We start from the raw sequence: 25,338 nt of genomic DNA on the forward strand, positions 1-25,338 counted from the left end.
GCGCCTTATTCAAAGGTATTTCTACCTTTGATTTTGCCATTGCCAGCCTCTGGGCCTTATTAAAAGGTATTTCTACCTTTGATTAATCTGTTCCAGCTAAATCAGTTGTCTACTTCCACCTCAAAGCTGTCAGTAGCGTCGGCATTAATCCTTATCCTTTCAAGTAGCCGGCAGTTCCGACTTCTATCCTTATCCCTCAAGTTTCTACCCAGCAGTTCCAGCTTCTATCCCAGGTTACGGGCATCCCCTATCTACACTTCAAGGTTGCGGGTAATCCAGTTATCGATGTCGTCCGCGCTCCACTCTATAAAGGTGCCCTGTCGCATCTCATTCAACACATCGAGATTTCCGACTCTGCGCAGAAGCCTTCTGCGCAGCTCCGGCGGCAACTCCCTGCGCTTGATCTCTGTGCGCAGGTCGTGCAGCCAGTCCAGATAGGGCTCGTATTCCTCGCCCAATATCTCTGCCAGCTGCTCCGTAATCCTCGCAGCTGCCGACGGTCCCGCGCCTGAGGTGGACACGGCGACCGTCAGCCGCCCCCGGCGGAGCACGCCAGGGGTAATGAAGCTGCCAGCCTCAGACCGGCTGGCCACATTCACCGGAAGGCCCAGGCTGCGCGCCTCCTGGGCCACCGCTTCATTCACCGCCGCCTCATTGCTGGCGGCGTAGACCAGGAATGCCCCCCGTATGTCTCCGGGGGCATAGCGGCGGCTGATCCAGTTCAGCCGCCCCGCTTCAGCCAGTGCGGCTAACGCTTCTGTCAGCGAAGGGCTGACCAGAACCACCGCCGCTCCGGCTTCCACAAGCGCGCCCACCTTGCGCTCCGCGACAGCGCCGCCGCCAATGACTACCACACGCTGGTCCTGCAGATCCAGCATAATAGGCAAATACTTCACCATGAAGCCACGCCCCTACTCCTCATTGACATCTGCTGTCCGGGAAGCATTAGTGTCCGGTAACCTCACAGCATTCTCGCTTCACCATTCCAGCCGGAATCACCGTCAATTCCATCTCACGCTTACATCATTCTCGCTTCACCATTCCAGCCGGAATCACCGTCAAATCCATCTCACTCTTACATCATTCTCGCTTCACCATTCCAGGCGGGATCACCGTCAACTCCATCTCAATCTTACAGCATTCTCGCTTCACGATTCCAGCCGATTAGTGTCCGGGATCACCTTCAATTCCGTTTCAGCATCACAGCAATCTGATGGTCCACTCCAGCGAGTGTAACGTAAACACAACCTCAATTTTACTACTGTTATAACCGAAGAGAACCCCTCAACCTATCACTCTTTCTTATACTTAATTTCTCCAGGGGATTAACTTCATCTGATACTTACCCCAGCCCAATACTTTCCTATTTATTACTTACCCTAATGCAACACTCACTTTCTCCACACACTTATCTTCCCGTTAACCAGTCAGCGAAGCCTGACCGGAAACTTGAGGAATCAGTCTCACACATCATACCAGAATATGACAACAGCATCTTATAGAACTGCTCATTCGGATTCTCGTACAGCTTTTCATACAGCAACTTCTACCGCTTAAATAAATCAGTGAAGAATGGAGTCACTGTTAGTGAAAAAAGTACTTCCAATCGAACTCATTCAGTTTATGGATATCCTATGTGGGAAAAAGTATCTCTAATCGAACTCATTCGGCTTGTGGGATATCCTAGTGGGAAAAAGTATCTCCAATCGAACTCTTTCGGCTTATGGGATATCCTATGTGGGAAAAAGTATCACTAATCGGACTCATTCGGCTTGTGGGATATCCTATGTTGGAAAAAGTATCTCCAATCGGACTCTTTCGGCTTATGGGATATCCTATGTGGGAAAAAGTACCACTATACCGGCTGAAAGCTAGCATATGGGATGAATATGCATGAATTAGGTGTAGAAAATCCAACTAAAACCTTCTGTATCCCGGATTTGAGCGAATTAGTTTTACTTTTTCCACTTCGTTTCAGTTCCTAATGAGCTTTATTGCGTTCCCAAGCGCCCCCAAGCATTCCCAAGGGTTCCCAAGCTTTTAAGCTCTCCAGTTCAACTCATTTAGCTTCATTAATTACATTTAAAACCGCTCCTTATACTCCACCACACTCACTCTCATGCCGCCTTACACTAGCAACGTCCAGCACCATACCCTGACCAATTCCCCTATCACCCCCAGCCATGAAACTCGGACCAGGAGTTCAGCAGGAAGTTCAGGATAATAAAACCATAGCCGGCAATGGCCCAGCGGGCCATAGAGGTAGCGCTGCGGCGGGCGGAGCGCTTGAGGAGGATATAGGCAATGTAGACCGCAAGCCCCATCAGCGTGGTCAATACCTTGGTATCCTGGAACAGCGGCGTGCGCCCTTCAGCGACAATGGACATTCCGGCCAGCAGCAGTGAAGCCAGCAGCAGCGGAACCCCAGCCAATATTGCGGTATACGAGTATTTGTCCATCGTCTCCAGGCTGGGCAGGCGGCGGATGCGGTCATCCCATTTTTTGTGCTTCAGCCGGGTATGCAGGAACAGATACATTATCGCAAACACCGTCCCCAGTGTCAGTGCGGCAAAGCTCAGGTTGGCCAAAATAATATGCATCGCCAGCCATCCGTGCACCGCACTCCAGCTCTGCAGGGTATGATCTTCGGCGGTCAGCCAGACCCGGTTCAGCAGGAAGACGCTGAAGCCGGCCATGCTGAGCAGCAGAATCGTAAATTCTCCCCCGCGGGTATAGGCAACCGCAAGCGAAGTCAGCACAATAATGAAGGAGAACCAGAACAGGAAGTCATACGGCGTAAAAATCGGCAAACCCTTCTCCTGGGAGAAACGCACCGCAAGCCCGGCAGCCTGCAAAATCCCCACAACAACAAGAAGCCCTGTGCCCAGCCGCTTCCCGCCCGGATTGCGCTTAAGGCAATCCGAGAAAACAAACAGCAGGCTCAGGGCATATAGCAGCAGAGCGGCATCATATATTCCGTTCAGCAGTTGCATCTTGTTCACCCGCCCAACAGGCCTGCCGGGGCGAACACCGACTTCGGCAGTGTGAACTCACTGGCGGAGGGGCGTTCGGCTTCCTCCCGATCCGGCTTCGCGGGGCTGGTTCCGTCAGGTTCAGAGCCAAGCTGCTCCTGAAGCGCGAAGATTTGTGTAAAATACTCCAGGGCTTCATTCCCCTGCTTGCCGCTGGACAGCTCCTTGATCACATTGATCGGATCATGCATCATCTGGTTGACAATGCTCTTCGTCAGGCGGCGGATCACCTTGCGCTGATGCTCGTCCAGCTCAGGCAGCTTGTTAAAGAGGCTATCCATCGTGTCTTCATAAATTCCGTTCGATTTGTCCTGAAGCGCACGGATGACCGGCCGGACACCAAGCGTCTTCAGCCACATCTGGAAGTCCGCCAGCTCCGCTTCGATCATGACTTCAATCTTGGCGGCTTCGCTGCGGCGCATTTCCAGGTTGGTCTCGACAATCCCTTCCAGATCATCAATGTCGTACAGGAAGACATCCGGCACGCTTGCCGCCGCCGGATCAATGTCGCGCGGCACGGCAATATCAATCATGAACAGCGGCCGCGACGGGCGGCGTTTCATATTGTCGGCCACTTGATCTGCCGTCAGCACATAGCCGTCCGCTCCCGTTGAGCTAATCACAATATCCACCTCGTCGAGATGCTGCAGGGCGTGCTCAATGGTGCTTGGCTTGCCCGAGAACTTCTCGGCCAGCTCTACGGCCCGCGCCAGCGTACGGTTGGCGACAATCACTTCTGCTGCACCGCTGCTGTACAGATGCTTCACCGTCAGCTCGCTCATTTTGCCCGCACCGAGAATCAGCACTCTTTTGCCGGAGAACATGCCGAAAATCCGCTTGCCCAGTTCCACAGCCGCATAACTGACGGATACGGCACTCTCGCCAATCGACGTTTCACTGTGTGCGCGTTTGCCGAGTGTGACTGCCTGCTTGAACAGCCGGTTGAACCAGGTTCCCGTCACGCCTTCCGCCTGGGCAGTCAAAAAAGCACTGCGCACCTGTCCCAGAATCTGTGTCTCACCGATCACCATCGAATCCAGGCCGCAGGTTACCCGGAACAGGTGGGCAATCGCCTGCTCGTCTTCATATATATACATATGCTGTGCAAATACATCACTTTTCACTCCAAACCACTGCTCCATATAACTGCGGATGAAATACCCGCACATATGCAGCCGGTCCACAACCACATAAATTTCCGTCCGGTTGCAGGTGGCAACGACAACGCCTTCCAGCACGCTTTTGGTCTGCATCAGCTGATGCAATGCCGCAGGCAGATCCTTTTCGGCAAAAGCAAACTGTTCCCTGACCTCTACAGGCGCCGTACGGTAATTCAGGCCAACCACGACAATATGCATCGTTTGTTCACCATCCTAATCTCTATTCATTGGTGCAGGTACTCTTGCTGCTCACCTGTAAATTTACCGGTACCACTTTCACAAGTTCTATAAACGCTGTGTTAAGTATATCACATGAAAATACGGCTTTTGACAAAACCTTTGAACTATTTATGAAATCCAGATAATAATTATTATAATCAAGCGACACAGATTTGTCGTCCTTAAATACATGGTTAGGATCGGTTATTTCAAAATTTTTTATCAGCAGTCCACATTGTGAACTCCGCTTACTCCAGGTGCAGCACCATACAGGTCTTATCGTCAGAAACCTTGAGGCGCGGCACCTCCAGCAGCATCCGGTCCTCTTGTTCCTTAGCATACAATGTCCGGGCGTAGGTCTCTGCTCCCAGGCTGTCCAGTGCGGCGGTTAAGTCCGGCCAGTTAGTTTCTTCCGTGTAGAGGCCGTCGCTGAACATATACAGACGCTCCAGATTTGCCCGGTTGAACGTTCCTTTCTCCAAAAACTGCGCGAACCGCGGATCACCATTCAGCACCCCATAGCCTGCGAGCGTATTGGCAGCGGCACGGTTACCCATCAGATGGGGAGTAAGCCGTCTTCGCAGTTCTGCCGGATCGCTTACGCCTTCGGCGCGCAATTCGGCCATTTGCTCCAGCGTCTTCCGGTCCACATGCGCGAGCTGGGAATGGGTCAGCGCTCTGACCGTTCCATCCTTGTATCTGGCCAGCAGCATACAATCCCCGGCCTGCACGTATTCAATGCTGTATTCATGGATCTGCACGACGACCAATGCCGCCGACCACAGATTGGACGCTTCCCCCGTATCTACACCTTCCGCCGCCATTTGCTGCCGCAAGGCCTGGTTGGCTTCAACTGCAATCTGCTCCAGCTTCCGGTTAGGGTTCATCCCCATGAAATGGGCTGCAGCCAGCCGCGCGGCTATATACCCTCCAGTCTGCCCCTCCGGATTCCGGTAAGCCGAAAGAGAAGTTGCTCCATCCATAACCCCATATACAGACGCTGTATCATGGATGACCAGTGCATCCTCATTCCACTCTCCGTCACCTTGAAGCGAATACATGTCTATTTGCCTTGGCGAAACTTTTGGCATCCTATTATCCTCCCCACAACACTTTTGTCATTAAACCTAACATATACCTCAAGGATTGACACACACTATTGCTGATGATAGCATATAAAAAATGATAAAAGTCATTATTCCTAACACAAAAACCTAAACGAAAGCATATTGCTCCTCATCCGATGTTACTTTTCCATTCATATACCCTTCATTCCTAAAGCTCTTGTATAAGCTCATTAATTTGGTTTGAGCGTTTCTACAGGCAACCGTAAATTGCCCCAGGCTACAAGAGGCACCGCAAAGCAGATGGATCTTCAAGGCCAGAGTCCGCATGATTGATGTGCGCTCTTCCGTGATGCCGCCCGGCTTTCAGGTGTCTCTTGTGTCCCGGGTTTTTTTGTATATTCAGCCAGGCGTACGAAGTATAGCTAACCAAACTTTTAAGGAGTGAGGACCATGAGCGCATCCTATGAGAGACTCAACGAATCCATCAGCAAGGCCAAGAATGTAAGAATTTATAAAAATAAGGACACCGCTTATGATTTCAAGCTCTACCCCTTCGGTGAACGGGGCACCTATATCGATCCCGCGCTGATCAGCGAAATTACAGACAGCCTGGCAGAGAGCATCACCGCACAGTTCCCTGTTTTTGATTATATCGTATCTCCCGAGCCGGGTGGACATACCTGGGGTATGCTTGCCGCATATAAGCTGATGAAGCCGATGAATATTCTGCGTCTCAGCACCGAACTATACGACAACTATGAAGTTAGCATTAAACGCGAGACGGCGTATAATGAGAACTATATTTATTTTGACGGTTTCACTGCCGGAGACCGGGTGCTCCTTCTGGATGATGTCATCAGCTCAGGCGCTACGATCCGCTGCATCGCTCAGCAAATGGTTCACATGGGTATCGGGCTAGTGGGTGTACAGGCGATCCTGGCCAAAGGCGAACATTACAAACAGTTGGAAACGGACATTGGCGTACCCGTACGATGCTTATCCAAAGTGTAGCAAAAAACAAACTTAGAGAGGGTGTGACCCCAAATGGCTTACTATTATGATCAGCCGTCCAGAACATTCAGCGAGTTCCTGCTGGTACCCAATCTGACGACTAAAGAATGCATTCCGGGAAATGTGGATCTTAGAACACCGGTGACCAAATTCCGCAAGGGAGAAACGCCCGCACTAACTATGAACCTGCCTGTAACTTCTGCCGTGATGCAGGCTGTATCCGACCACAACATGGCGATTGCCCTGGCCAAAAGCGGCGGGATCTCTTTCATCTATGGCTCCCAGTCAGTCGAGCAGCAGGTCGAAATGGTCCGCAGAGTCAAAAAGTTCAAGGCCGGCTTCGTGCTCAGCGACTCTAATCTGCGCCCGGAGGATACGCTGAAGGATGTACTGGAGCTGAAAGCCCGCAGCGGCCATTCAACCATCGCTATTACCGGCAACGGGAAGCCTACAGGCAAACTGATGGGCATTGTCACCAGCCGCGATTACCGGGAGAACCGCCTTCCGCCGGATTGCAGGATTACCGAGTTCATGACGCCCCTGTCTTCGCTGATCTATGCCCAGGAAGGCATCACCCTGACCGAAGCCAATGATATGATCTGGGACCATAAGCTAAACTGTCTGCCGATTGTGAACAGCAGCGGTAATCTGGTGCACCTCGTCTTCCGCAAGGATTATGACAGCCACCAGGAGTACCCGCTGGAGCTTCATGACAGCAACAAGCAGCTAATCGTCGGTGCGGGCATCAATTCCAGAGATTATAAGGAACGCGTTCCGGCACTGGTGGAAGCAGGGGCGGATGTACTCTGCATCGATTCTTCGGACGGGTATTCCGAATGGCAGGCGGAAACGATACACTATATTAAGGAAACGTTCGGGGATAATGTAAAGGTTGGGGCAGGCAATGTCGTGGACAAAGAAGGCTTCCTCTACCTGGTCGAAGCAGGCGCGGACTTCATCAAGGTCGGCATTGGCGGCGGCTCCATCTGCATTACCCGTGAACAAAAAGGCATCGGCCGCGGCCAGGCCTCCTCGGTCATCGAAGTTGCCGCAGCCCGCCAGGAATATTACGAACAGACGGGCATTTACGTCCCGATCTGCTCCGACGGCGGCATCGTGCATGACTACCATATCGTGCTTGCCCTGGCGATGGGAGCCGATTTTGTCATGCTGGGCCGCTATTTTGCCCGCTTCGACGAGAGTCCGGGCCGCAAGCTGCTGGTCGGCGGCAACTTTGTCAAGGAATATTGGGGCGAAGGCTCCAGCCGGGCCCGCAACTGGCAGCGGTACGACTTCGGCAATGCCGACAAGGAGAGCAAGCTGGAGTTCGAGGAAGGCGTGGACTCCTTCATTCCCTACGCCGGACGCCTCAAAGACAACCTCGATCTCAGCATCAGCAAAATCAAATCCACCATGTGCAACTGCGGCGCACTGACCATCCCGCAGCTGCAGCAGCATGCCAAAATCACCCTGGTCTCCTCCACCACCATTTACGAAGGAGGGGCACATGATGTTATGCTGAAGGAGAAGGACAGATCATCCTCCTGAGCATTGAATGCAGGCTGCTGAATACGGGGCTTGCTTCTCAGAGATGAAACAGACAGATTAAGGAGCGCAAAAGCGATGACAGAATTACAAAATGTGCTTGTTCATAAGGAAGCTTTGCAGCAGAGAGTCCGGGAGCTGGGTGCGGATATTTCCCGTGATTACGCGGGCAAGGACCTGGTCCTCATCGGCATCCTTAAAGGAGCCGCCGTGTTCATGGCTGACCTGATGCGTGAAATCAGCTTCCCTGTAGGCATTGATTTCATGGCTGTCTCCAGCTACGGCACAGCGGCCACCACTTCAGGAGCGGTCATTATCAAAAAAGACATCGACACCGATATCCGCGGCCGCCATATCCTGCTTGTCGAGGATCTCATTGACACCGGCCTGACGCTGAAGCATCTGAAGGAGCATTTCCTGAACAGCGGCGCGCTCAGTGTGCGCATCTGCACCATACTCAACAAGCCTTCCCGCCGCCTCGCCGACGTAGAAGTTGAATATTCGGGCATCGAAATCCCCGACGAATTTGTCGTCGGATATGGCCTGGACTATGCGGAGCAATACCGGAACCTGCCGGAGGTGTGGGTGGTGAAGACGGGGGAAGAGTGAGAGTTATAGCAGATAAAAAAACAAGCCACATGGAGTAAACTTACACTCGCATGTGGCTTTTTTTAACTAAACTATAATTTCCCGAATGTTCAGATTGCGTTCTTTAGACAAATCTATAAATGTCTCTTTCACTTTCACCAGGGGTCTGAAAAAATCCATAGGATTGTTCAATACAATTTCTCCTATGTGTCCATTGCTAAGCTGCACCTTCTTCCCGATCATATTAGGGAGCAGATTATGTATTAGTGCTTGCACGGGCTTCTCGTTCAGTTTCCCGAATCCAAGCTCATAAATTTCTTGCAAAACTGTTGAGAAGTTTCGCCTTGGCTGTTCTGCAGAAACAAATGTCTTGCTGATGAATTCATTCGCCACAGCAACTATCTGGGCATAGGGATGGATTTTATCCTTTTGTAGTCCGAGCGGATAGCCTGTTCCGTCCTCCCGCTCGTGATGCTGCAGCGCCACTAATGCAGATGTATGATCTCTCAACGATTTGCGGATAATCTGATAACCTGCCGAAGTATGCTTCTGAAGCTCCTTTTCTTCCTCATCATTTAATTGGCCGGCCCGGTTACGGATGGATAGCCGGACGCGGCTCTTCCCGATATCGTGGAGGTATCCTGCCTTGCTGATTTCAAACCGTTCGCTCTTCGGATAGCCTAGCCACACAGCAATATAGTATGACAACAAACCAACCTGCAAAGAGTGATTGTAAATGGTCTCATCTTCTTTTTGGAAACTGAACAGAAGGGTAAGCACGTCTTTTTGCTCATCCAGCTGTTCCAGCAAAGGCATTAGCGTCCATTCCATTTTCGACCGGTCAATCTCTCCCGAGATTACAGCCTCCAAAAAAAAGGCTTGGTATTCCCTAAGAGACTTATCATAATTAGGTTTGACTCTCAGAGGACGTTCAGTACCATTAAATACCTCCCTGGCTATACGATCCTCTACACTGCCCTCAACATCCACAAATTTAATGCTGTGCTTATTCAGCAATTCAATATCCTCAAGACGGATTTTTGTCTTTTTTGCCAGCACATGAAGACCTTGGCGGTTAAAAATATCGGTTTTCAGAACATCTCCGATTTTCAGTTTCTTAATATGTATTCTCACCTTGTGTCCCTCCGAAATGGATTAAGCCTTTATTATTCTATCGTAAGAACACAGCGTTTTATAAATAGTTCTTAACACCCCTCTCTGACCGATTCCACATGACTAAAAGCGCATTTTGAAGAAAACTTTCCCATTATTGGGATAATAGGAAACCTCCACCTCAATTGTGGAGGCGGAGGCTCATATCCATTTGTTTTGATTAAGTAAACCATCAGAATTTCTGATTTTTCAGATGGAAGCATCTCCTTCTGGAGTAACATTTGATCCTTGATTCCAAATAGCTTGGATAACTGTTCAAGACGTGGTTACAGAATCTTGCGTCTTTCTTTGATCCAGTCCTGAAACGTTTGCTTGGAAACACCGACGTCTTCTGCTACTATCTTGAAGTCCATGTAAAACGTATCTGTTATAAATTGTAATACATATTTTTTTCTAAACGATCTATTTTGATACTAGAGGATACCTGCAATCAAAAACCTTCGGGTCCCCCAAGATAAACCAATAATTAATTTCATCATATCCAATGATTTCAGCGTTTACTAACAATCCTTTATGCATATTGCGTTTTTGTGAGTTTTCTGCGCATTCTTCATAGTTAGCGACCCCCAAAGCATCATTATCGGGAATACTAACAATAACTCCTTGAGGATAAAAAACTTCAATGTAACCGACTATCTTTTCTCCGAGCGTAAGTAGTTCTTTTTGTTTATGCCATATTGTCTGTTGATCTTTATTAACAATACTCCACACTTTTTCAAATGTTTCCTTAGGAATTCTTTTTAATTCCGGATTATTTAAGGGTAATTCCTTTTCTGACAGGAAGAATTCAAATTTCTTCAGATTGGAACTCTTACTTTCTTTTCCTTCCTCCAATAAAATCTGTCTATATGCTGTACCTTCATCGTCCACCTCAAAGTACCACTCTTTCCTCCCCGATTTTTCATTCAAATAAATCATAAAAGAACTTACCCCTTTTCACTTTGATGGCAAACTTCATTTACGGAGTTAAATTGCGAGAATTTGTACCATTATTGAATCCACCTGATACAACACGCCCAGTTATTTTTAAAGGAGTATCTGTTAAAGTTGCAAAGATATGAGCCCTTCCATACTCCAAAACCAAATCTGTTACATCAATAGCAACATAATATAAAGTATTTTGGGTTTGATTTTCATTCAAATATAGTATTTGAGATAATTCCTTATAGGAAATCGAATTAGGTGCAACATCAGTGAAATACACTCCGTCTCCTAGTCTGGCATCTTTAGGTCTTTTTGCTGTAGTGGAAGGATATATTACCCCGCTACTCATTATACCTTCATAACCTTTTTTAGTGGTATAGTGATAGAGAATTAACCTATCCTTATTTCGATCCTCATTCTTATCAGTTTGAGTAACAGGTGGAGCGACAGGTTTTGTTTGATTACTGTTACTTTTATTATTCTTCCCTCCCTGAATTACTGTAAGTTGAGGTGCATCAGTTCTTGGAACCTCCACTGGTGCAGCATTCGAATGATTCCAGATAAGGATACTTGAAGCGCCTATCACAAATATAGCCCCTTCAACTAATGCCGCCGCGGCCGCTCCCTCCAAAACACAAGCATCCCAGAAGCATTTGCCTGAAGGGTCTGTATATTTAAGAGGGTTGTTACCTACGTAAGTATATATGTTCTGAGTTAAGGGATTGTTTATCTGCCCTTCAACCGTATCCTCATTTAAAAACCGCCCCATGCTCGGATCATAATATCGTGCCCGCAGGTAGTAGAGCCCGGTTTCTGGACCAAAGCATTCTCCAGCATACTTGAGGAGTTCAAATCTCATCTTTTTTAGAAGTAATATTCCCCAATCCATCAAACACATGATTGTTCTTAACCTAGCCGTTGGTGTCAATAATCTGCATCATATCACCGTGACCATTATACAGATAATGATATGCTCACGGCGCGCCTGGTTTGTAAACAAGCTCTGTACCCACGCCTTGATCTACAGCGCGCAGAACAAGCATCGGATTGAAAATGACCATATGGTGAAGCGCGTGATTCAGGGAGAATTGTCTTGATTCCCCCGCATTACTACTCTGCTGCGGTGAGTATGGCTGTCAACCGCAGGACAACTTACACCGTCTGCCTCTATATGGGTTATTAGTAACAAATAAGTAAGAATTGGATATTATTATAGTTAAAAAAAGTGCCCCACATATAACTATATATAGGGCACTGCACTTCTTTTATTAGTTCTGATATAGATAAGGCACAGGCATTAATGTTGGATCACTTTCTCTTTTCCACCACCGGGCTTCCTTACCAAAATATATGGTATTTGCCCAGTAGTTAAATGTCTCATGGTAACTTATGTCGTAATCTTCTTTAAAAGGGCTTTTCCAGAAATCATTCACTCTCCCCCACGCCTCTTCCTCACTTATATTAAACAGTTTAATCATCTCAATCATAATTCCTTCACAAAATTCCTGCGCTTCTTCTGTTGTTCCATACCTAAATTTTTTCATTTGACATCTCCTTTAATTCATCTATCATTATTCGAATCCAGCAAAACCTTTAAACAACCATACAGCCATTTTTACAGAACGAATCGCAATTTGGTTTCCTTTTGGAATTAATGCTTTACCTTTACCAAGATCATTTGGATTTGCTAAAAATGGACCAGCAACATATCAATTGTCGATTAATTTCTTTTGTCGCCCAGTGGTCACATAACGTTCCCAATTTCTACTAGCAGATTTTAGAACTAGACCTTTGAATTGCGCAGATTCTCTAGCATCAACAGTAAATTCCATGACCAATCCAGCATCTCCATACATTTTTTCCGCCCAAATCTCAATGCGAAAAAGATAAAATCATTCATAAATTCCAAAAAAACCACACTACTACGGGTCAATCATGGTGGTATCTGAACATAATCAACCTTTTGGATGTAACGCTAAGGCATTAATTAGGTTATAAAATTAAAGCCTTCGTGTGCGTACATTGAATTGCAGGTATCCTTGTATCGGTATTGCAGGGGTTAAGTGCGTTATTAGTTGAATGATGAGTTCATTCGGCACTGGTTGTGGGGGTAAAAAGAACGACCTTGAGGATTGACGTCCCCAAGGTCTCAATAACCGAGTCTGTAAAATATATTGTGTAAACTCTCAAACCCATTAAAATGGAAGTAAGAGAAAGGTTGGGGAGAACACATGGGACTTTGGTCAAAACAGCAACTTCGGGAATTCATAAAGGAGAACAATCTGGTAACCGCTCAAGATGCACAGAATGCCTTAAAAGATCTGTTTGCAGAGACGATCCAGGAGATGCTGGAAGCCGAAATGGATACTCATTTGGGCTATGGAAAGCATGAGGTAAAAGCGAAGCTCACGCCAAACAGCCGCAACGGAAAGAGCCGTAAAACAGTAGTCAGTGAATACGGCGAACAGGAAATCGCCGTCCCTCGGGACCGGCTGGGGGAGTTTGAGCCTTTGGTTGTCAAGAAGCATCAATCGAATGTAACCGGCATCGAAGAGCAAATTATCGCCCTATACGCCAAAGGGATCAGCACCAGAGAAATTCAGGATCACCTGGGGCAGATGTATGGCATTGAGGTCTCTCCTACGCTCATTTCTAATGTGACGAATAAGATTGTTCCTCTCATTAAAGAATGGCAGAATCGGCCTCTGCAAGGCGTCTACGCCGTCGTCTATTTGGATGCGATCCACTTCAAGGTCAAGCAAGACGGGGCCATTATCAACAAGGCTGCCTACATGGTCATTGGCATCGATCTGGACGGAAACAAAGACGTGCTGGGCATGTGATTGGTGAGAATGAGTCCTCCAAGTTCTGGCTGAGTGTGCTGAATGAACTTAAGAATCGCGGGGTTCAAGACATCCTCATTATCTGTGTGGATAACCTGTCCGGATTTTCTCAAGCGATTGCAGCCTGCTATCCCCAAACCGAAATTCAGAAGTGTATTATTCACCAAATTCGCAGTTCCACCCGGTACGTGTCGTACAAGGATATTAAGAAAGTAACTGCCGACTTAAAGCCCATTTACAAGGCAGCTACCGAGGAAGGCGCCTTACTTGAACTCGATCGTTTCGAGGAAGTCTGGGGAACGAAATACCCCTTAATTATCCGTTCTTGGCGAACAAATTGGGACGAGCTTGCTACCTTTTTTAAGTACCCGCCTGAGATCCGCAAACTCATCTACACCACCAACATGATTGAGAGTTACCACCGTCAGCTTCGTAAAGTGACGAAGGGAAAGAGCATCTTTCCTACGGATGAAGCCTTGCTGAAGATGCTCTATCTGGCCACCGTAGACGTCACCCGGAAATGGACGGGACGTGTCCAAAACTGGGGCCAAATGCTGCTCCAGCTTTCCGTCTTTTTTCCCGATCGGGTCGGTCAACACTTGCGTTAAATCGCAAATTCCCCCTCGGGGGAATCTATACTTAAAAGAGTTTACACAAAATTATTGACAGACCCCAATAACCGTCACCAAACGATCATGGTTGTTCTTCTTGCAACGGTAATCGTACTACATCCAAAAACTCTAGAGACATCGCCCCATGTTTCTTGAAGTTCTCTCTCGCTTCTATCAGTGAAATAGAGTTAGCTCCACCTTCTCGTTCCGGTTCAGCATGCTGTAGGTTATCATCCTCCCAGTAGCAGACAGGACAAATCTCAAAAGTCCCCGGTGGTTCATCAGGCAATGTTAAATAACCACAACAAGGGCAGGCATATTTTCTTGGCATATCTAGCTCCCCCCATACATCTTAACTTGATCTTCCCAGTACTTCATCCCATCTTTGGGTCTAAATAATGTTTCGATTGTACCATCAGGTTTTGCTGTAGCAAACTCGTTAGTTTTTGAATTATATCGAAAAACGTAGCCATTCTTCGATGTAAATCCCCGTACGTCCCCACCAATACTGCTATTCAATAAATTTTGGGCCCTATTAAAATAACCTTCTTTTGTAAGCGAGTAACCTAGATCAGCCCATTCTTGTTTTTTTACAACATGCTTAGTAAAATGCTCATCAAGTTTTCCGGCTGCAAACGTATTTGCAGACCATGCACAATTATGCACCCAAATCCCAAGGTTTGACACAAAATATGAATGAAAATCAGCTACCTCAAAGTTATAGACTGTTGCCTCTCTCGGCCCTTTCTCAATCTTATCTATTGCCAGTTTAGAACCATCACTCAAAACAAGCAAGTCGCCAACTTTCAAGTCTTTAACAAACGTCCATCCCTTACCATCCAACCAAAACGGATGCTCTCCCGTAACCTCAATAATTTCATTCCCGATATGTACGTAGTAGATTTCATCAGCCTGCTTTTTGAACAGGCCCACGACCTCTTTATACGCCACTTCTCCGTTTTCATCAGATTTAGCAAGAACCTTATCTCCGACTTTAATGTCCTCGATATTCTTCTCCCCTTCGTCTGTATGAACCTTAGTCCCTGCTGTGAAACAGTTACATCCAGCCTTGGCTAACCTAACAACTGAAGCTACTTCTTTGCTCTCCTGCTTGATCAGTTGTTTTTCTACAGTTCCTACTCCTAATAAAGCTGTATTGAATGTGACCTCCGCTTGAGCGTACCAATATTCTTTTGAGTTCATTGGTACTTTGGCTGAGGTAAAGAACGGATCTGTAAATCCCATCGTCCAATAACTCATGGCAGTTTCCCATGATGCATGAACGGTCTTCATTTGAATCACAAAAGCATTCCACTGATCACCAATCCATGAGTTACCTGACGGATCCCATCGAATTAACGGATTGTTACCTACATACGTATACAAATTCAAACTCAGCGGATTATTGATTTGCCCCTCAACCGTATCCTCATTTAAAAACCGCCCCATGCTCGGATCATAGCAGATAGTACAGCTGTTTGGAAACGCCGATTCTATCTGCTACCGTTTTGTACTCATGTGAAACAGTAACTATAGGTTGTAATCCTATCATTTCATCACTGCCATACTCAGAAAATAAAAGACAAACCTAATAAAAGACAAACCTAACAAAAAGCCACATGGAGTTTTTAGGGCTCGCACATAGCTTTTCAATTATTCTATTCTAATTCATTATTTAATGTTTTAATTTTTTCTAAAGATCGGTTGATTCGATTCATATCTACTGCACTTCTATCAACGGATGCTACATATAATAATTTCAACCAAAATGCATCTTCTTTAGCATACTGCTCAATTGCATGTTGTATATTTTCATGAGTTAATGATCTAACTATTATTTCTGGGTGAGGGGCGGGAACAAAGATTTCTTGCTCCCTTTCCATTTGACACAGTAAATTTTGGGGAGTGCTAACGACAACAGTGATATTTGTTCCATCTTCAAGTTCAATAAAAACGTCAATGTTGTCATTCTGGTTATCAACTATACTTGATAATGGAGTAGGATAACTTAACTTGACAATATTCATAGCAGCCTCCCTATTTCCCATATATTTTATACAAAATATTCATGACTGTTTGCTCGTTTGCCTTGTTTGCTTTGGCTAAAATTTGCATTTCTCCATTATTCATTCTATAGAATACTCTTGCCCCCTCATTTCCTCTCAAATAATTTATCTCACTTGTCAAACTTTTACTTCCAAGTCCTGGATTCACATTCCCTTGGAGAAACTTCGCTATAAGGTCATCGGCTTCTTTTTGTACTTTAGGATTCTTTCCCATTTGCTCAGCAGCTTTTACAAGTCTTGCTTCATTTTTTATTAGGCTTGCTACTTTCCCAGTACCACCGATAAGCCCCATAGCTAATGAATCCATCATATCTTGCATTATTGCACTATCTTTAAGAAGTTGTTGCAATTCCCCTCTTGCCCAAGCCATATTACCAGGTGTACTTTCTTCATAATGATTTCCAGTTGCCATATTATAAAGATACTTAAAGTAATTGTTGTCCACACCAGACTGCAATGGTATATGTTTTGCTTCCTGACCTAAAATACTTCTGATTTCCCACCACGCATATGATTGTTTACCCTCTTGAATTGCTAAATCAAGGTACACATTCACCTCTATTTCATTAACTTTATGTCCTGTAGGGTCATTGTAAATCAACGGATTATTACTCACATACGTATACAAATTCAAACTCAGCGGATTATCAATCTGCCCCTCATACGTATCCTCATTTAAAAACCGCCCCATACTCGGATCATAATACCGCGCCCGCAGATAGTAAAGCCCGGTTTCAGCATCGTACACTTCTCCTGTGTACTTGAAGGAGTTGGAGGTTCCCTCCTCCTGGCTGGTGATGTTCCCCCACTCATCGTAGGTATAGTTGTTGATTACCGCCCCGCTAGTATCTACGATCTGAACGACGTCACCGTGCCCATTGTACAGGTAATAGTAATCCGTGACGCTATTGTTCTTTTTGTCCTTCTTCACCAGTACCCGGTCCCCACGGACAAAATTCGCTTGCTCCACGAACACACCGCTGACGATCTTCTCTTGCGAGATCACTTCCCCATTCAGGTTATAGTTCACCTGGGTCTGGGTATTGCCATTCGTCTTCATGAAACGCATGCCATCCGCATAATACTTGAAGCTGGTTGTACTTCCTCCCTTGTTGACGGAGGTTAAGGTGTTCTGCAAGTCATAGGTGTAGCTTGTATCCACCGTGTCCAGACTCGTACTGCTGTTGTCCGATAACGTCTGCCGGTTGCCCCGTACATCATAGGTATACGTCGTTTTCCCGCCATCCGGTCGGGTAATGGACACCAAGCGGTTCAGTGCGTCATACCCATAGCTTGTCGTTTGCGCGGTGCTGCTGCCTTTGCGCACCTCTCTTACGGAGACGCGATTCCCGTTATTGTCGTAACCGTAGCTGTATCCCGAAAGCACTTCACTCCCTTTGGTGTTCCAAATGCTCTCGGTCCAGCCCAACGCTTTGTTGTACGTATATTCCGTCTTGAGAATGCTGCCATCTGTAAGCGTCGGGTACGTAATCGACTTCACCAAATCGTTCGCGAAGTAGCTGTACTGTACATTGGCCGAAGCAGCACCTGTGACCGTAGAACCCCCGTTGGTTTGTACTTTATCCAATCGCTGTTTGTTATATAGATAATTCGTATAAAAGCCCATGTAGTTGTCATTGATCTGTGTCATCCGCCCCAGTACGTCTCTCTGATTCCCGATGTACGCCGAGTGGTTGCCCGCAACGGAGGATGTCGAACGTACTTGGCCCAAGCTATCCATCACTTGCGTTTGGGTGGCGGTTACCACGTTATTCGTAAGGGTCTGAATCACCTGAGTCCTCGGATTATCCTTGCCGAAAATCACATTCGTTTCCTGCGTTTGCGCCACGTTGTTGACCATCCCGCTGATCGTGCTCTTTTTCAGTTGGCCGCTTTCGTCATACGTATATCCAAACGTGCTGCCATTGCGGTCTGTTTTCGCTGCCAATTGGCCTGCACTGTTGTAGGTGTAGCTTTCGTTTTGTGAAGCTCCGTCCTGTTTCACTTTAAGCAGGCCCAGTTCGTTATACGTTTTGGTATTCAGAGTTTGCGGCGAACCGTTTTTGGCCTGTATCGTCACTTTCGATACCTGCCCATTCCCGTCATAGCTGTAGTTGGTGGTCTGGTTCAGCGCATCTTTTACGGCGGATAAACGGCCTAAGGCATCATAGGCATAGGTGGTCGTAACCCCGTCTTCGTTTACATTATGATTGGGATCAGTGTAACCTGTGATATTTCCCGCGATATTATATCGATAGGATTCGGTAATCTGCTGTTGATTCGTTGGCCAATCCTTATAGGTGGAGGCCGAAATTTTATTTCCCCAGGCATCATAGCTGTCCTGGACATAGTTCAGCTTTTCGCCCGTGTTCTTATCCTGAATGTAGCTTGTGTTGGTGCGCGCTTTGAGTGAATAGTCGCTGACAATGAGATCCCCGTTGGCATTCGTCGCCCGGTTCTGTCTGCCCCAGGCATCGTAGCTGACGGTCAGTGTGTTTCCAGCGGGGTCGATGGAATACACTGGGCGCCCCATGTCGTCATAATGATATTGCTGGTATACCCATTTCCCCGCATTATCATCGTAGTGCTCTTCCAACAGAACGAGTCCTAGTCCATTATATAACGCATCTGAATTTGTGATAACGGCATCGTGAGTGGTTAGGTTAGTTACGGTTTTTATGGTATTTACTTTTAAAACAAACGTTCCTGCATTCACAGCATCAAAGTTCACGGAGGTCTGGTTATAGTAATTGTAATCGATCACTTCACTATATCTTTCCCCGTTGGCATTGGTTCGGACTGGATGTGTTTCTTTTTTTAGACGGCCCCCAGCATCGTATTCATAGGTAACCGATTGGTTGTTTCCATCCGTTTTCTGGATAGTTCGACCATTTCCTCTATCGTATGCGATCAAGGTTTTGACGACTTTTTCCTCTGCAGTACCAACATTGAACCACTGTTGTTGTTCCGTTGGATAAGCGTAGTCATTTTCACTGCCATACCGAACCACAGACTTAGCGGCAAGACGATTATCTGCCCATGTTTCGACGGTTGCTCGTTCAATCTTGCCTAATCCATCAAAGTAGCCGTAGGTATACAATGTCTGCTCATTTTTGGCGTTGGTCACAGTCTCTTGACGGCCATTCCCGGTGTACGTATAGCGCTCCGTAAGCGGACTTGCATCACTCTCATTCTGGTACCACGATTTGGATTCCAGAAAATGAAAATTGGGTTCATACGTGTAGCTTGTGGTGTAATGCTGCCGCAAATTTGCATTATTGAACTGATCAATGGGCATGGGCTTCGTTTGTGAAGCCACGTATCCCCAATCATTATAACTCGTTTCTGTGATCAATTGATTCGCGGTTGCCTCGCTATCTCCTACCCCATACTCAAGTAAGGTCGTTCTAGTCGGTGAATAAATAAACAAAGGATGAAATCCTGAATAATTTTCAACTTTCCGTTCTCCGTTTGCGGCCTGAACATCCAAGGACAGTAACCGGCCTTTACCGTCAAAATTGTAGGTCGTTTGTTTCCCATTTTCATTCGTCGTGCTTTGCGTGGTAACGATAGAGCTATAGTGATAACTTTCAAATACTACCGCTGGATAATCCTGAAGTGTGGCTCCGGTGTAATTTCCGATGTATGTGTATTTCTTTTGGTTATAGAGTGTATTCCCCGTCTGATCACTGCGCCCAGTTACCTGATATTCTTCCATCGTCTCATTAGGCCAAATATGCCGAACCACTACATTGTACTCATAATTCGTCGTGGAGTGCGGATAACTCACTTTCTTGAGCAATCCGAACATATTATAATCCTGTTCCCCATAAAACAAACTATGCGGATTATATTTGCCAAATGCGAATTGATATTCCAGAAAAGTCGTCTCGCCTGCCTGATTCGTAATGGATGACAAAAAGGGCACATACATTTGAAGTTCATTGACTGTTGCCTGCACCCGGCCTTTATTTAAGGTAACCTTCTCAACCTCTCGTCCGCCATCGAACACTTGAATATAGACATGTTCTCCGTTGAAACTAGCCGATTCACCCAGATTGCTGTTTTCATACGAAAATCGTATTTCCCGGCCCAATGAGTCTGTAATTGACGAGAGCGTATTGGAACGTCCTACATTGGGGAGCGGGGATTCGGTTACATATTTATAAGTAAGGCTATTCCCGAATCGGTCTACGATCCCGACTAATTGGCCTGTAGCTGAAAAGTATTCCCGTTTGTGATCTGCGTACTCCAAATAATAAATGCCTGTTTTCTGACCATTACTGAACGTTCCTGATCCATCATATTCAAAACGTTTATCCTTGCCGTTGTAGTTTCGAAGATTGGTGTACGAAGCAAGAGGACCTTCATTAGAAATTTGATACGCACTGCCTTTACCATCATGATAATACCAATTGTTTTCCTGTACTGATCCGCTCAGATGAGGGAGTTGGAACGACCACCCCAGTCCCAGGGAAGAATACGATCCTCCCCGAGTCCTATACCCGTAATAGTCGCTGTACTCTCTGGTGAATGCATATAAGGAAGAGGAGGTATACGTTAAGCCCAGATCCAAATCCAGTCCGTCCCGTCCAGGTAAATGGATCAGGTTCTGTTTCCAGGTTAAGCCACCTGAAACCGGGTCCACCATTTCATTGGTGCTGCTTCGATCTTCGAATTGTGGTTTATTTGTCTGATTGATTTGGGCCATTTTGATCCCGTCAATTACACTGGAAACGGCCATATCAAATGAGGTCACTACAGCTGCCGCCTGCTTCATCTTCTCTCCCGCGACTGGAGGGGCACCATAAACTTCCGAAGTTACTGTGCTTCGCTGCTGCAAGGAAGATGCCACAGGTTCCCGGTATACAGAATCAGTGACGGGTGCATCTGCGTTGAATTCCGCATGAGGGGAGGCAAGCTGCCCCTGAATTCTCTCCCAACTCAACTTCCCCTGCTGATGGAGTTTCAGAAGTTCTAACGGGGTATGCTCAGGAGGCGCATCCAGCATCAACAGATTCACCCAGTACAGATCTTCTTTTGTCGCTCCTGCCTGCATCAACGTTTTGATCACTTCTGTACTCAAATCGTGTGAGGATTGGATTACGTCTCCACCTTCAGGCTGCAAAGCAGCTGGACGGGACAAGGCATTGCTCAAGAGTCCTTGCTTCTCCAACAGTAGGGCTTTAGGAACGAGGAACAGCGGCGGCTGGTCTTGTCCATACACCGCCCCTTGAACCGAAGCTTCCACTTCTAGAGGAGGGACTTTCACTTTTAATGCGGTCTTGGCGTTACGCTCTGAATATCCAGGTGTAGGCTCAGGTAAGAATTTAGAATTTGAAAGGAGATCGTTCAATGGATCTGGAGTCGGTGATGGAGTGGGACTGGGTGTATCACTAGCGTTTGGGGTAGTTTTAGCATACGATTCCTGACCAGATCCTTGAGCAGCTACTCTTCCATAAGTCGTTGGAAAACATGATAATAACAAGGCAATTGTTAAAATGATTGATAGAAAAGATTTTACCTTCTTGAAATATTCCAATGTAAACTCCCCTGTCTTTATGAATAATAAAATACCACTATCGAATTGAGAAAACACAATTAATTTCTAACAGTAAGGGTTAAATACTTTATCTATTTTTAATTCCGTACCTCCACCGTCAATCCTCCAACTCCTCGGCTATTCCCGTAAGTATCATAGGTATAAATATGAGTGGTGTACGCCCCCGTCTCATTGTTATGTTTGTAGTATGGAATGCGAATCCTCCAGCTTGTACTGCTCAACCGTTCTCCCTCAATCCATGGATTCTCCAGGTCATCATGACCATTTCTTTCCGTCCAGGTGGGAAAGCGTACTGATGTTACATTGGAAGGAGTCCCCTCAACTGTAACATCATAGAATCCACTGCTTAGATAAGCGACGGATGGATACGTAAGCTTCAACGCATCTACCACTGTAAATTCCCATGCCCCCGCAAATTTCCCATCTGCATAGATATGGGTGATGTATCTCCCCAGTTCTGAGTGATGCTTGGAATAGACTATCGTTGCTTTCCATACCCCGTTCCCTACCTTTACACCATCAATCCACTCAATATCATCCTGATCTTTATAGGCCGTCCACGTCGGGAATTGGACTTTTTGGACTTTGGAATCCACCCCGTAAATAAAGACATCATAGGACACACCGGAAATATCCGTTTCTTTGGAGCCCCCTGTGCCCCCTTTAACCGTAACGGTCGTACCACCAATGCCAGCCATCGTCCCATACTTGTCAAAGTAATAAAAATGAGTGAAATAATTGCCGGTTTCAAAATTGTGCTTGGCAAACGGTACCCGAATCTTCCATGTGGTATCATTAACCTTTTCCCCCATAATCCAGGGATTCTCCAAATCATCCTGTCCATTATTTTCGGTCCATGTGGGGAAACGCACCTCACTGACGGTTCTGGCCACACCTTCCACTCTTACCTCATAAGCTCCATCGGCGAGCGAGGCTGCCTGAGGAGAAGTGACTTTGAGCGTGTTTTGAATCTGTGCCGTCAAACCTCCAACGCCTACACCATCTGCATAGATATGTGTAATATAAGTACCGGTGATTCCGCCATGCTTGGAGAGGACAACTGTGCATTTCCACAAACCTGGAGCAACTTTCTCACCGACGAGCCAGGCAATATCATCCTGACCATTTAATTCCGTCCACGTTGGAAAAAAGACTTCCCGTACACGATCCGGAACATTTTTTAAATAAATATCATAGGAGACTGCCGAAGTACTAATTATATAAGGCTGTACGGAATCCCCCTTCGATCTCTTGAGTAGATTCCCATTTGCATCGTATGTATATTGAATCATGGAGTTATCTGGCAAGATCTCTGTTTCGAGTCTGCCTTGGTTATAGACAAAGATTTTCTGTTTCTGAGCGGTTCCTGCCATATCGGCAATGATGTAGCTGGAGGTTTTCGTTTCCTCTGCCCAGGCAGCAGGAGAATGCAAACCCAATACCAAATAGATTAATGCACCACTGAACAACATAGTCACTAATTGTTTTTTGCTCATAATTAAAGACCGCATAAAAGGCTCATTTGTCCCTTCTTTTATTGACTTTTCTTAAGTAGATTCCCATTGCTATCATAATAGTAGCGAACAATAGTAGGATCTGAATCTCGTACATAGTCCAACCGCCCATTAGCATCATAATGATACTCTTCTGGAGTATAAGATCTTACGGGCAAATACAACTGGGCTTGTGGAATGACCTCCTTCACTTGAGCCTCACTTGACCAGGACAATTTAAAGGAAGCACCGCCTCCATTTTCAAAATATTCAATGCGTATATCGTAGTTTTGTCCTGCGATCAGGTTAATAGGGAGACATGTCAATTGACTGGCCTGCGGCACCCATTTATCGATAAGTAATTGGCCGTTTACCCAAAGGCGTACGCCATCGTCTGATTCTGCATAGAAAGTGTAGGTTCCGTTGTATTTCGGCCGTACGGTTCCTGTCCACCTGACTGAAAACGTATCTGCTCCTATGGAGGCATCCGGCGAACCTTCACCCCATCCAAAATTGATGCTGGCATCCGTGCGTGAGAGTTTAAAGTCTGTTAAACCCGTATTGTCATAGTATTCTCCCTTAAGCCCCACACCTTGAAATCCAACAGCTGATGAATACAGCTGGCTTTGAGGCACGAACTCTTTCACTTGAGTGGGGCTTTCCCATAACAGTCCAACTGCTGCACCGCCTAAATTTTCAAAATATTCGATTTGGATATCATATTGATTGCCTGCAACTAAGTTAATAGTCTGGCTTTCAAATTGACCAGCTTGGTTCAACCAGCGATTCAAAATAAGCTTCCCGTCAATCCATACACGTGCTCCGTCATCTGCATTTATATAAAATCTATAGGTTTCGCTATACTTTGGCTTAATCTTTCCCGTCCACCGAATAGAAAAAGTATCCGGCTCCATAGAACTATCCGGCGAAGCAGTTCCCCAATTAAAATTAACGATAGCGTCTGTTCTTGTCAGTTTTAATCCATTTAGCTCCAGATTGTCGTAATACTCCCCTTTAAGACCGGTCCCTTGAACTTCAGCTGGAAGATACAATTGACTTTGGGGCACGATTTGCTTGACCTGACTGGCACTCGACCACTGTAATATTGCATTTGCTCCTCCATCATTTTCAAAGTATTCGAGGCGTATATCATAGTTTTGTCCAGCTGTCAGTGTGATTGGCAGACTGGTTAATTCACTGGCCTGCGGCACCCATTTATCCAAAATCAATCGACCATCGATCCATAGCCTGACACCATCATCTGCAACCACATAAAAGGTATAGGTTTCGCTATATTTAGGTTTAATGGTCCCTGTCCATCTTACTGCGAATGTATCTTCTCCTATAGTGGAGTTTGGAGAACCTAAGCCCCAGCTGAAATTAACATTGGCATCCGTGCGTGTTAACTTAAGTCCAGTGAGATCCAGATTGTCATAGTACTCTCCCTTTAGACCCATACCAGGAGATTCAGCGGGAGTATACAGCTGGCTTTGAGGCACAACCTGTTTATTTTGACTGGTACTCGACCATTGTAAAATGGCTGTCGCTCCTCCGTCATTTTCGAAATATTCTATCCGTATATCATGATTTTTCCCACTGGTTAGCGCAATCGGCAGACTGGTTAATTCACTGGCCTGCGGCACCCATTTATCCAGTATTAATCGGCCATCCACCCAAAGTCTGACACCATCATCTGCAACCAAATAAAACGTATAGGTTTCGCTATATTTGGGCTTAATGGTGCCTGTCCACCGAGCAGAGAATGTATCTACTCCAATTGCAGAGTTTGGTGAACCTTCACCCCAATTAAAATTGATATTCGCATCCGTTCGTGTTAATTTAAGTCCATTGAGATCCAGATTATCATAGTACTCCCCTTTTAACCCATTGCTCTCCGCTGCTGAAGCTATCCCTTTATTAGTGCTTAAATAATGTTGATTAAGAAAAATATCCATGAAACTGAAAAGCAGGACAAGCATAATTACTAACCCAGATGTCCGTTTTATTAGTTTCAATTTACTCATTCTCCCTCGTATAAAGCCA

General features: G+C 46.2%; 17 protein-coding genes, 1 pseudogene and 1 riboswitch. Of the genes and pseudogenes, 4 read left to right on the top strand and 14 right to left on the bottom strand.

The window, feature by feature from the left end:
* Window positions 1–251 precede the first annotated feature (251 nt).
* The 4 genes from BLQ82_RS18645 to BLQ82_RS18660 all read right to left on the bottom strand — a co-directional run bounded on the left by BLQ82_RS18645 (window position 252) and on the right by BLQ82_RS18660 (window position 5,502).
* Window positions 252–899: a precorrin-2 dehydrogenase/sirohydrochlorin ferrochelatase family protein gene (locus BLQ82_RS18645; protein ID WP_062521337.1), complete on the bottom strand. Its 648-nt coding sequence runs from the start codon at window positions 897–899 to the stop codon at window positions 252–254.
* Window positions 900–2,171: 1,272 nt separating this feature from the next.
* The gene (ccsA, locus tag BLQ82_RS18650; RefSeq protein WP_062521416.1) at window positions 2,172–2,993 is read right to left on the bottom strand and encodes a cytochrome c biogenesis protein CcsA; all 822 of its coding nucleotides are present in this window, start codon (window positions 2,991–2,993) and stop codon (window positions 2,172–2,174) included.
* 5 nt (window positions 2,994–2,998) lie between these two features.
* On the bottom strand, window positions 2,999–4,390 hold the full coding sequence (hemA, locus tag BLQ82_RS18655; RefSeq protein ID WP_062521339.1) for a glutamyl-tRNA reductase: 1,392 nt from the start codon (window positions 4,388–4,390) through the stop codon (window positions 2,999–3,001).
* Window positions 4,391–4,659: 269 nt separating this feature from the next.
* Window positions 4,660–5,502 carry a protein phosphatase 2C domain-containing protein gene (locus BLQ82_RS18660; RefSeq protein WP_074648385.1) on the bottom strand — a complete coding sequence of 281 codons (843 nt, stop codon included), beginning with the start codon at window positions 5,500–5,502 and terminating at the stop codon, window positions 4,660–4,662.
* Window positions 5,503–5,675: 173 nt separating this feature from the next.
* A riboswitch (purine riboswitch) is annotated at window positions 5,676–5,778 on the top strand.
* A gap of 150 nt (window positions 5,779–5,928) precedes the next feature.
* On the opposite strand from BLQ82_RS18660, the gene BLQ82_RS18665 reads away from it, so the two are divergent.
* The 3 genes from BLQ82_RS18665 (at window position 5,929) to hpt (ending at window position 8,643) form a co-directional block, all read left to right on the top strand.
* Window positions 5,929–6,489 carry a phosphoribosyltransferase gene (locus BLQ82_RS18665; RefSeq protein ID WP_062521343.1) on the top strand — a complete coding sequence of 187 codons (561 nt, stop codon included), beginning with the start codon at window positions 5,929–5,931 and terminating at the stop codon, window positions 6,487–6,489.
* 33 nt (window positions 6,490–6,522) lie between these two features.
* Complete coding sequence (locus BLQ82_RS18670; RefSeq protein WP_062521345.1) at window positions 6,523–8,037, top strand: IMP dehydrogenase; 1,515 nt, start codon at window positions 6,523–6,525, stop codon at window positions 8,035–8,037.
* 75 nt (window positions 8,038–8,112) lie between these two features.
* Window positions 8,113–8,643: a hypoxanthine phosphoribosyltransferase gene (hpt, locus tag BLQ82_RS18675; protein ID WP_062521348.1), complete on the top strand. Its 531-nt coding sequence runs from the start codon at window positions 8,113–8,115 to the stop codon at window positions 8,641–8,643.
* A 66-nt stretch (window positions 8,644–8,709) separates the two neighbouring features.
* Here hpt and BLQ82_RS18680 read toward each other — a convergent pair whose 3' ends face one another.
* The 4 genes from BLQ82_RS18680 to BLQ82_RS18700 form a co-directional block, all read right to left on the bottom strand.
* Complete coding sequence (locus BLQ82_RS18680; RefSeq protein WP_062521352.1) at window positions 8,710–9,756, bottom strand: HD-GYP domain-containing protein; 1,047 nt, start codon at window positions 9,754–9,756, stop codon at window positions 8,710–8,712.
* Between the two features lie 441 nt (window positions 9,757–10,197).
* Window positions 10,198–10,713 (bottom strand): hypothetical protein, encoded by a 516-nt coding sequence (locus tag BLQ82_RS18685; protein ID WP_062521354.1) that lies wholly within the window; start codon window positions 10,711–10,713, stop codon window positions 10,198–10,200.
* A 40-nt stretch (window positions 10,714–10,753) separates the two neighbouring features.
* Window positions 10,754–11,647, bottom strand: coding sequence for an RHS repeat-associated core domain-containing protein (locus BLQ82_RS18690; protein ID WP_157243772.1), 894 nt, complete (start codon window positions 11,645–11,647; stop codon window positions 10,754–10,756).
* 340 nt (window positions 11,648–11,987) lie between these two features.
* A complete protein-coding gene (locus BLQ82_RS18700) occupies window positions 11,988–12,263 on the bottom strand; it encodes a hypothetical protein (RefSeq protein WP_062521360.1) in 276 nt (91 codons plus the stop codon).
* Window positions 12,264–12,950: 687 nt separating this feature from the next.
* Here BLQ82_RS18700 and BLQ82_RS18705 point away from each other — a divergent pair.
* Window positions 12,951–14,170: pseudogene (locus tag BLQ82_RS18705) on the top strand (IS256 family transposase).
* A gap of 85 nt (window positions 14,171–14,255) precedes the next feature.
* On the opposite strand, the gene BLQ82_RS18710 reads toward BLQ82_RS18705, so the two are convergent.
* The 6 genes from BLQ82_RS18710 to BLQ82_RS18735 all read right to left on the bottom strand — a co-directional run bounded on the left by BLQ82_RS18710 (window position 14,256) and on the right by BLQ82_RS18735 (window position 25,319).
* Window positions 14,256–14,504 carry a CPCC family cysteine-rich protein gene (locus tag BLQ82_RS18710; RefSeq protein WP_039832911.1) on the bottom strand — a complete coding sequence of 83 codons (249 nt, stop codon included), beginning with the start codon at window positions 14,502–14,504 and terminating at the stop codon, window positions 14,256–14,258.
* 2 nt (window positions 14,505–14,506) lie between these two features.
* A complete protein-coding gene (locus BLQ82_RS32700; RefSeq protein ID WP_062521362.1) occupies window positions 14,507–15,622 on the bottom strand; it encodes a hint domain-containing protein in 1,116 nt (371 codons plus the stop codon).
* A 209-nt stretch (window positions 15,623–15,831) separates the two neighbouring features.
* A complete protein-coding gene (locus tag BLQ82_RS18720) occupies window positions 15,832–16,200 on the bottom strand; it encodes a hypothetical protein (protein ID WP_062521364.1) in 369 nt (122 codons plus the stop codon).
* Window positions 16,201–16,210: 10 nt separating this feature from the next.
* Complete coding sequence (locus BLQ82_RS18725) at window positions 16,211–21,781, bottom strand: RHS repeat domain-containing protein (protein WP_244280862.1); 5,571 nt, start codon at window positions 21,779–21,781, stop codon at window positions 16,211–16,213.
* A gap of 98 nt (window positions 21,782–21,879) precedes the next feature.
* Window positions 21,880–23,298 carry a GBS Bsp-like repeat-containing protein gene (locus BLQ82_RS18730; protein WP_244280863.1) on the bottom strand — a complete coding sequence of 473 codons (1,419 nt, stop codon included), beginning with the start codon at window positions 23,296–23,298 and terminating at the stop codon, window positions 21,880–21,882.
* A 38-nt stretch (window positions 23,299–23,336) separates the two neighbouring features.
* Window positions 23,337–25,319: a PA14 domain-containing protein gene (locus BLQ82_RS18735; protein WP_163704273.1), complete on the bottom strand. Its 1,983-nt coding sequence runs from the start codon at window positions 25,317–25,319 to the stop codon at window positions 23,337–23,339.
* Between the last annotated feature and the right edge of the window lie 19 nt (window positions 25,320–25,338).

Source organism: Paenibacillus jilunlii (genome assembly GCF_900102965.1).
Lineage (GTDB): Bacteria > Bacillota > Bacilli > Paenibacillales > Paenibacillaceae > Paenibacillus_AQ > Paenibacillus_AQ jilunlii.

Bases quoted from the DNA above. Each gene is read 5' to 3' on its own strand.
- BLQ82_RS18665 (WP_062521343.1), top strand. From the start codon at position 5,929: ATGAGCGCATCCTATGAGAGACTCAACGAATCCATCAGCAAGGCCAAG.
- BLQ82_RS18660 (WP_074648385.1), bottom strand. From the start codon at position 5,502: ATGCCAAAAGTTTCGCCAAGGCAAATAGACATGTATTCGCTTCAAGGT.
- BLQ82_RS18700 (WP_062521360.1), bottom strand. From the start codon at position 12,263: ATGAAAAAATTTAGGTATGGAACAACAGAAGAAGCGCAGGAATTTTGT.
- ccsA (WP_062521416.1), bottom strand. From the start codon at position 2,993: ATGCAACTGCTGAACGGAATATATGATGCCGCTCTGCTGCTATATGCC.
- BLQ82_RS18645 (WP_062521337.1), bottom strand. From the start codon at position 899: ATGGTGAAGTATTTGCCTATTATGCTGGATCTGCAGGACCAGCGTGTG.
- BLQ82_RS18670 (WP_062521345.1), top strand. From the start codon at position 6,523: ATGGCTTACTATTATGATCAGCCGTCCAGAACATTCAGCGAGTTCCTG.
- hpt (WP_062521348.1), top strand. From the start codon at position 8,113: ATGACAGAATTACAAAATGTGCTTGTTCATAAGGAAGCTTTGCAGCAG.
- BLQ82_RS18730 (WP_244280863.1), bottom strand. From the start codon at position 23,298: ATGAGCAAAAAACAATTAGTGACTATGTTGTTCAGTGGTGCATTAATC.
- BLQ82_RS32700 (WP_062521362.1), bottom strand. From the start codon at position 15,622: ATGGGGCGGTTTTTAAATGAGGATACGGTTGAGGGGCAAATCAATAAT.
- hemA (WP_062521339.1), bottom strand. From the start codon at position 4,390: ATGCATATTGTCGTGGTTGGCCTGAATTACCGTACGGCGCCTGTAGAG.
- BLQ82_RS18720 (WP_062521364.1), bottom strand. From the start codon at position 16,200: ATGAATATTGTCAAGTTAAGTTATCCTACTCCATTATCAAGTATAGTT.
- BLQ82_RS18710 (WP_039832911.1), bottom strand. From the start codon at position 14,504: ATGCCAAGAAAATATGCCTGCCCTTGTTGTGGTTATTTAACATTGCCT.
- BLQ82_RS18735 (WP_163704273.1), bottom strand. From the start codon at position 25,319: ATGAGTAAATTGAAACTAATAAAACGGACATCTGGGTTAGTAATTATG.
- BLQ82_RS18685 (WP_062521354.1), bottom strand. From the start codon at position 10,713: ATGATTTATTTGAATGAAAAATCGGGGAGGAAAGAGTGGTACTTTGAG.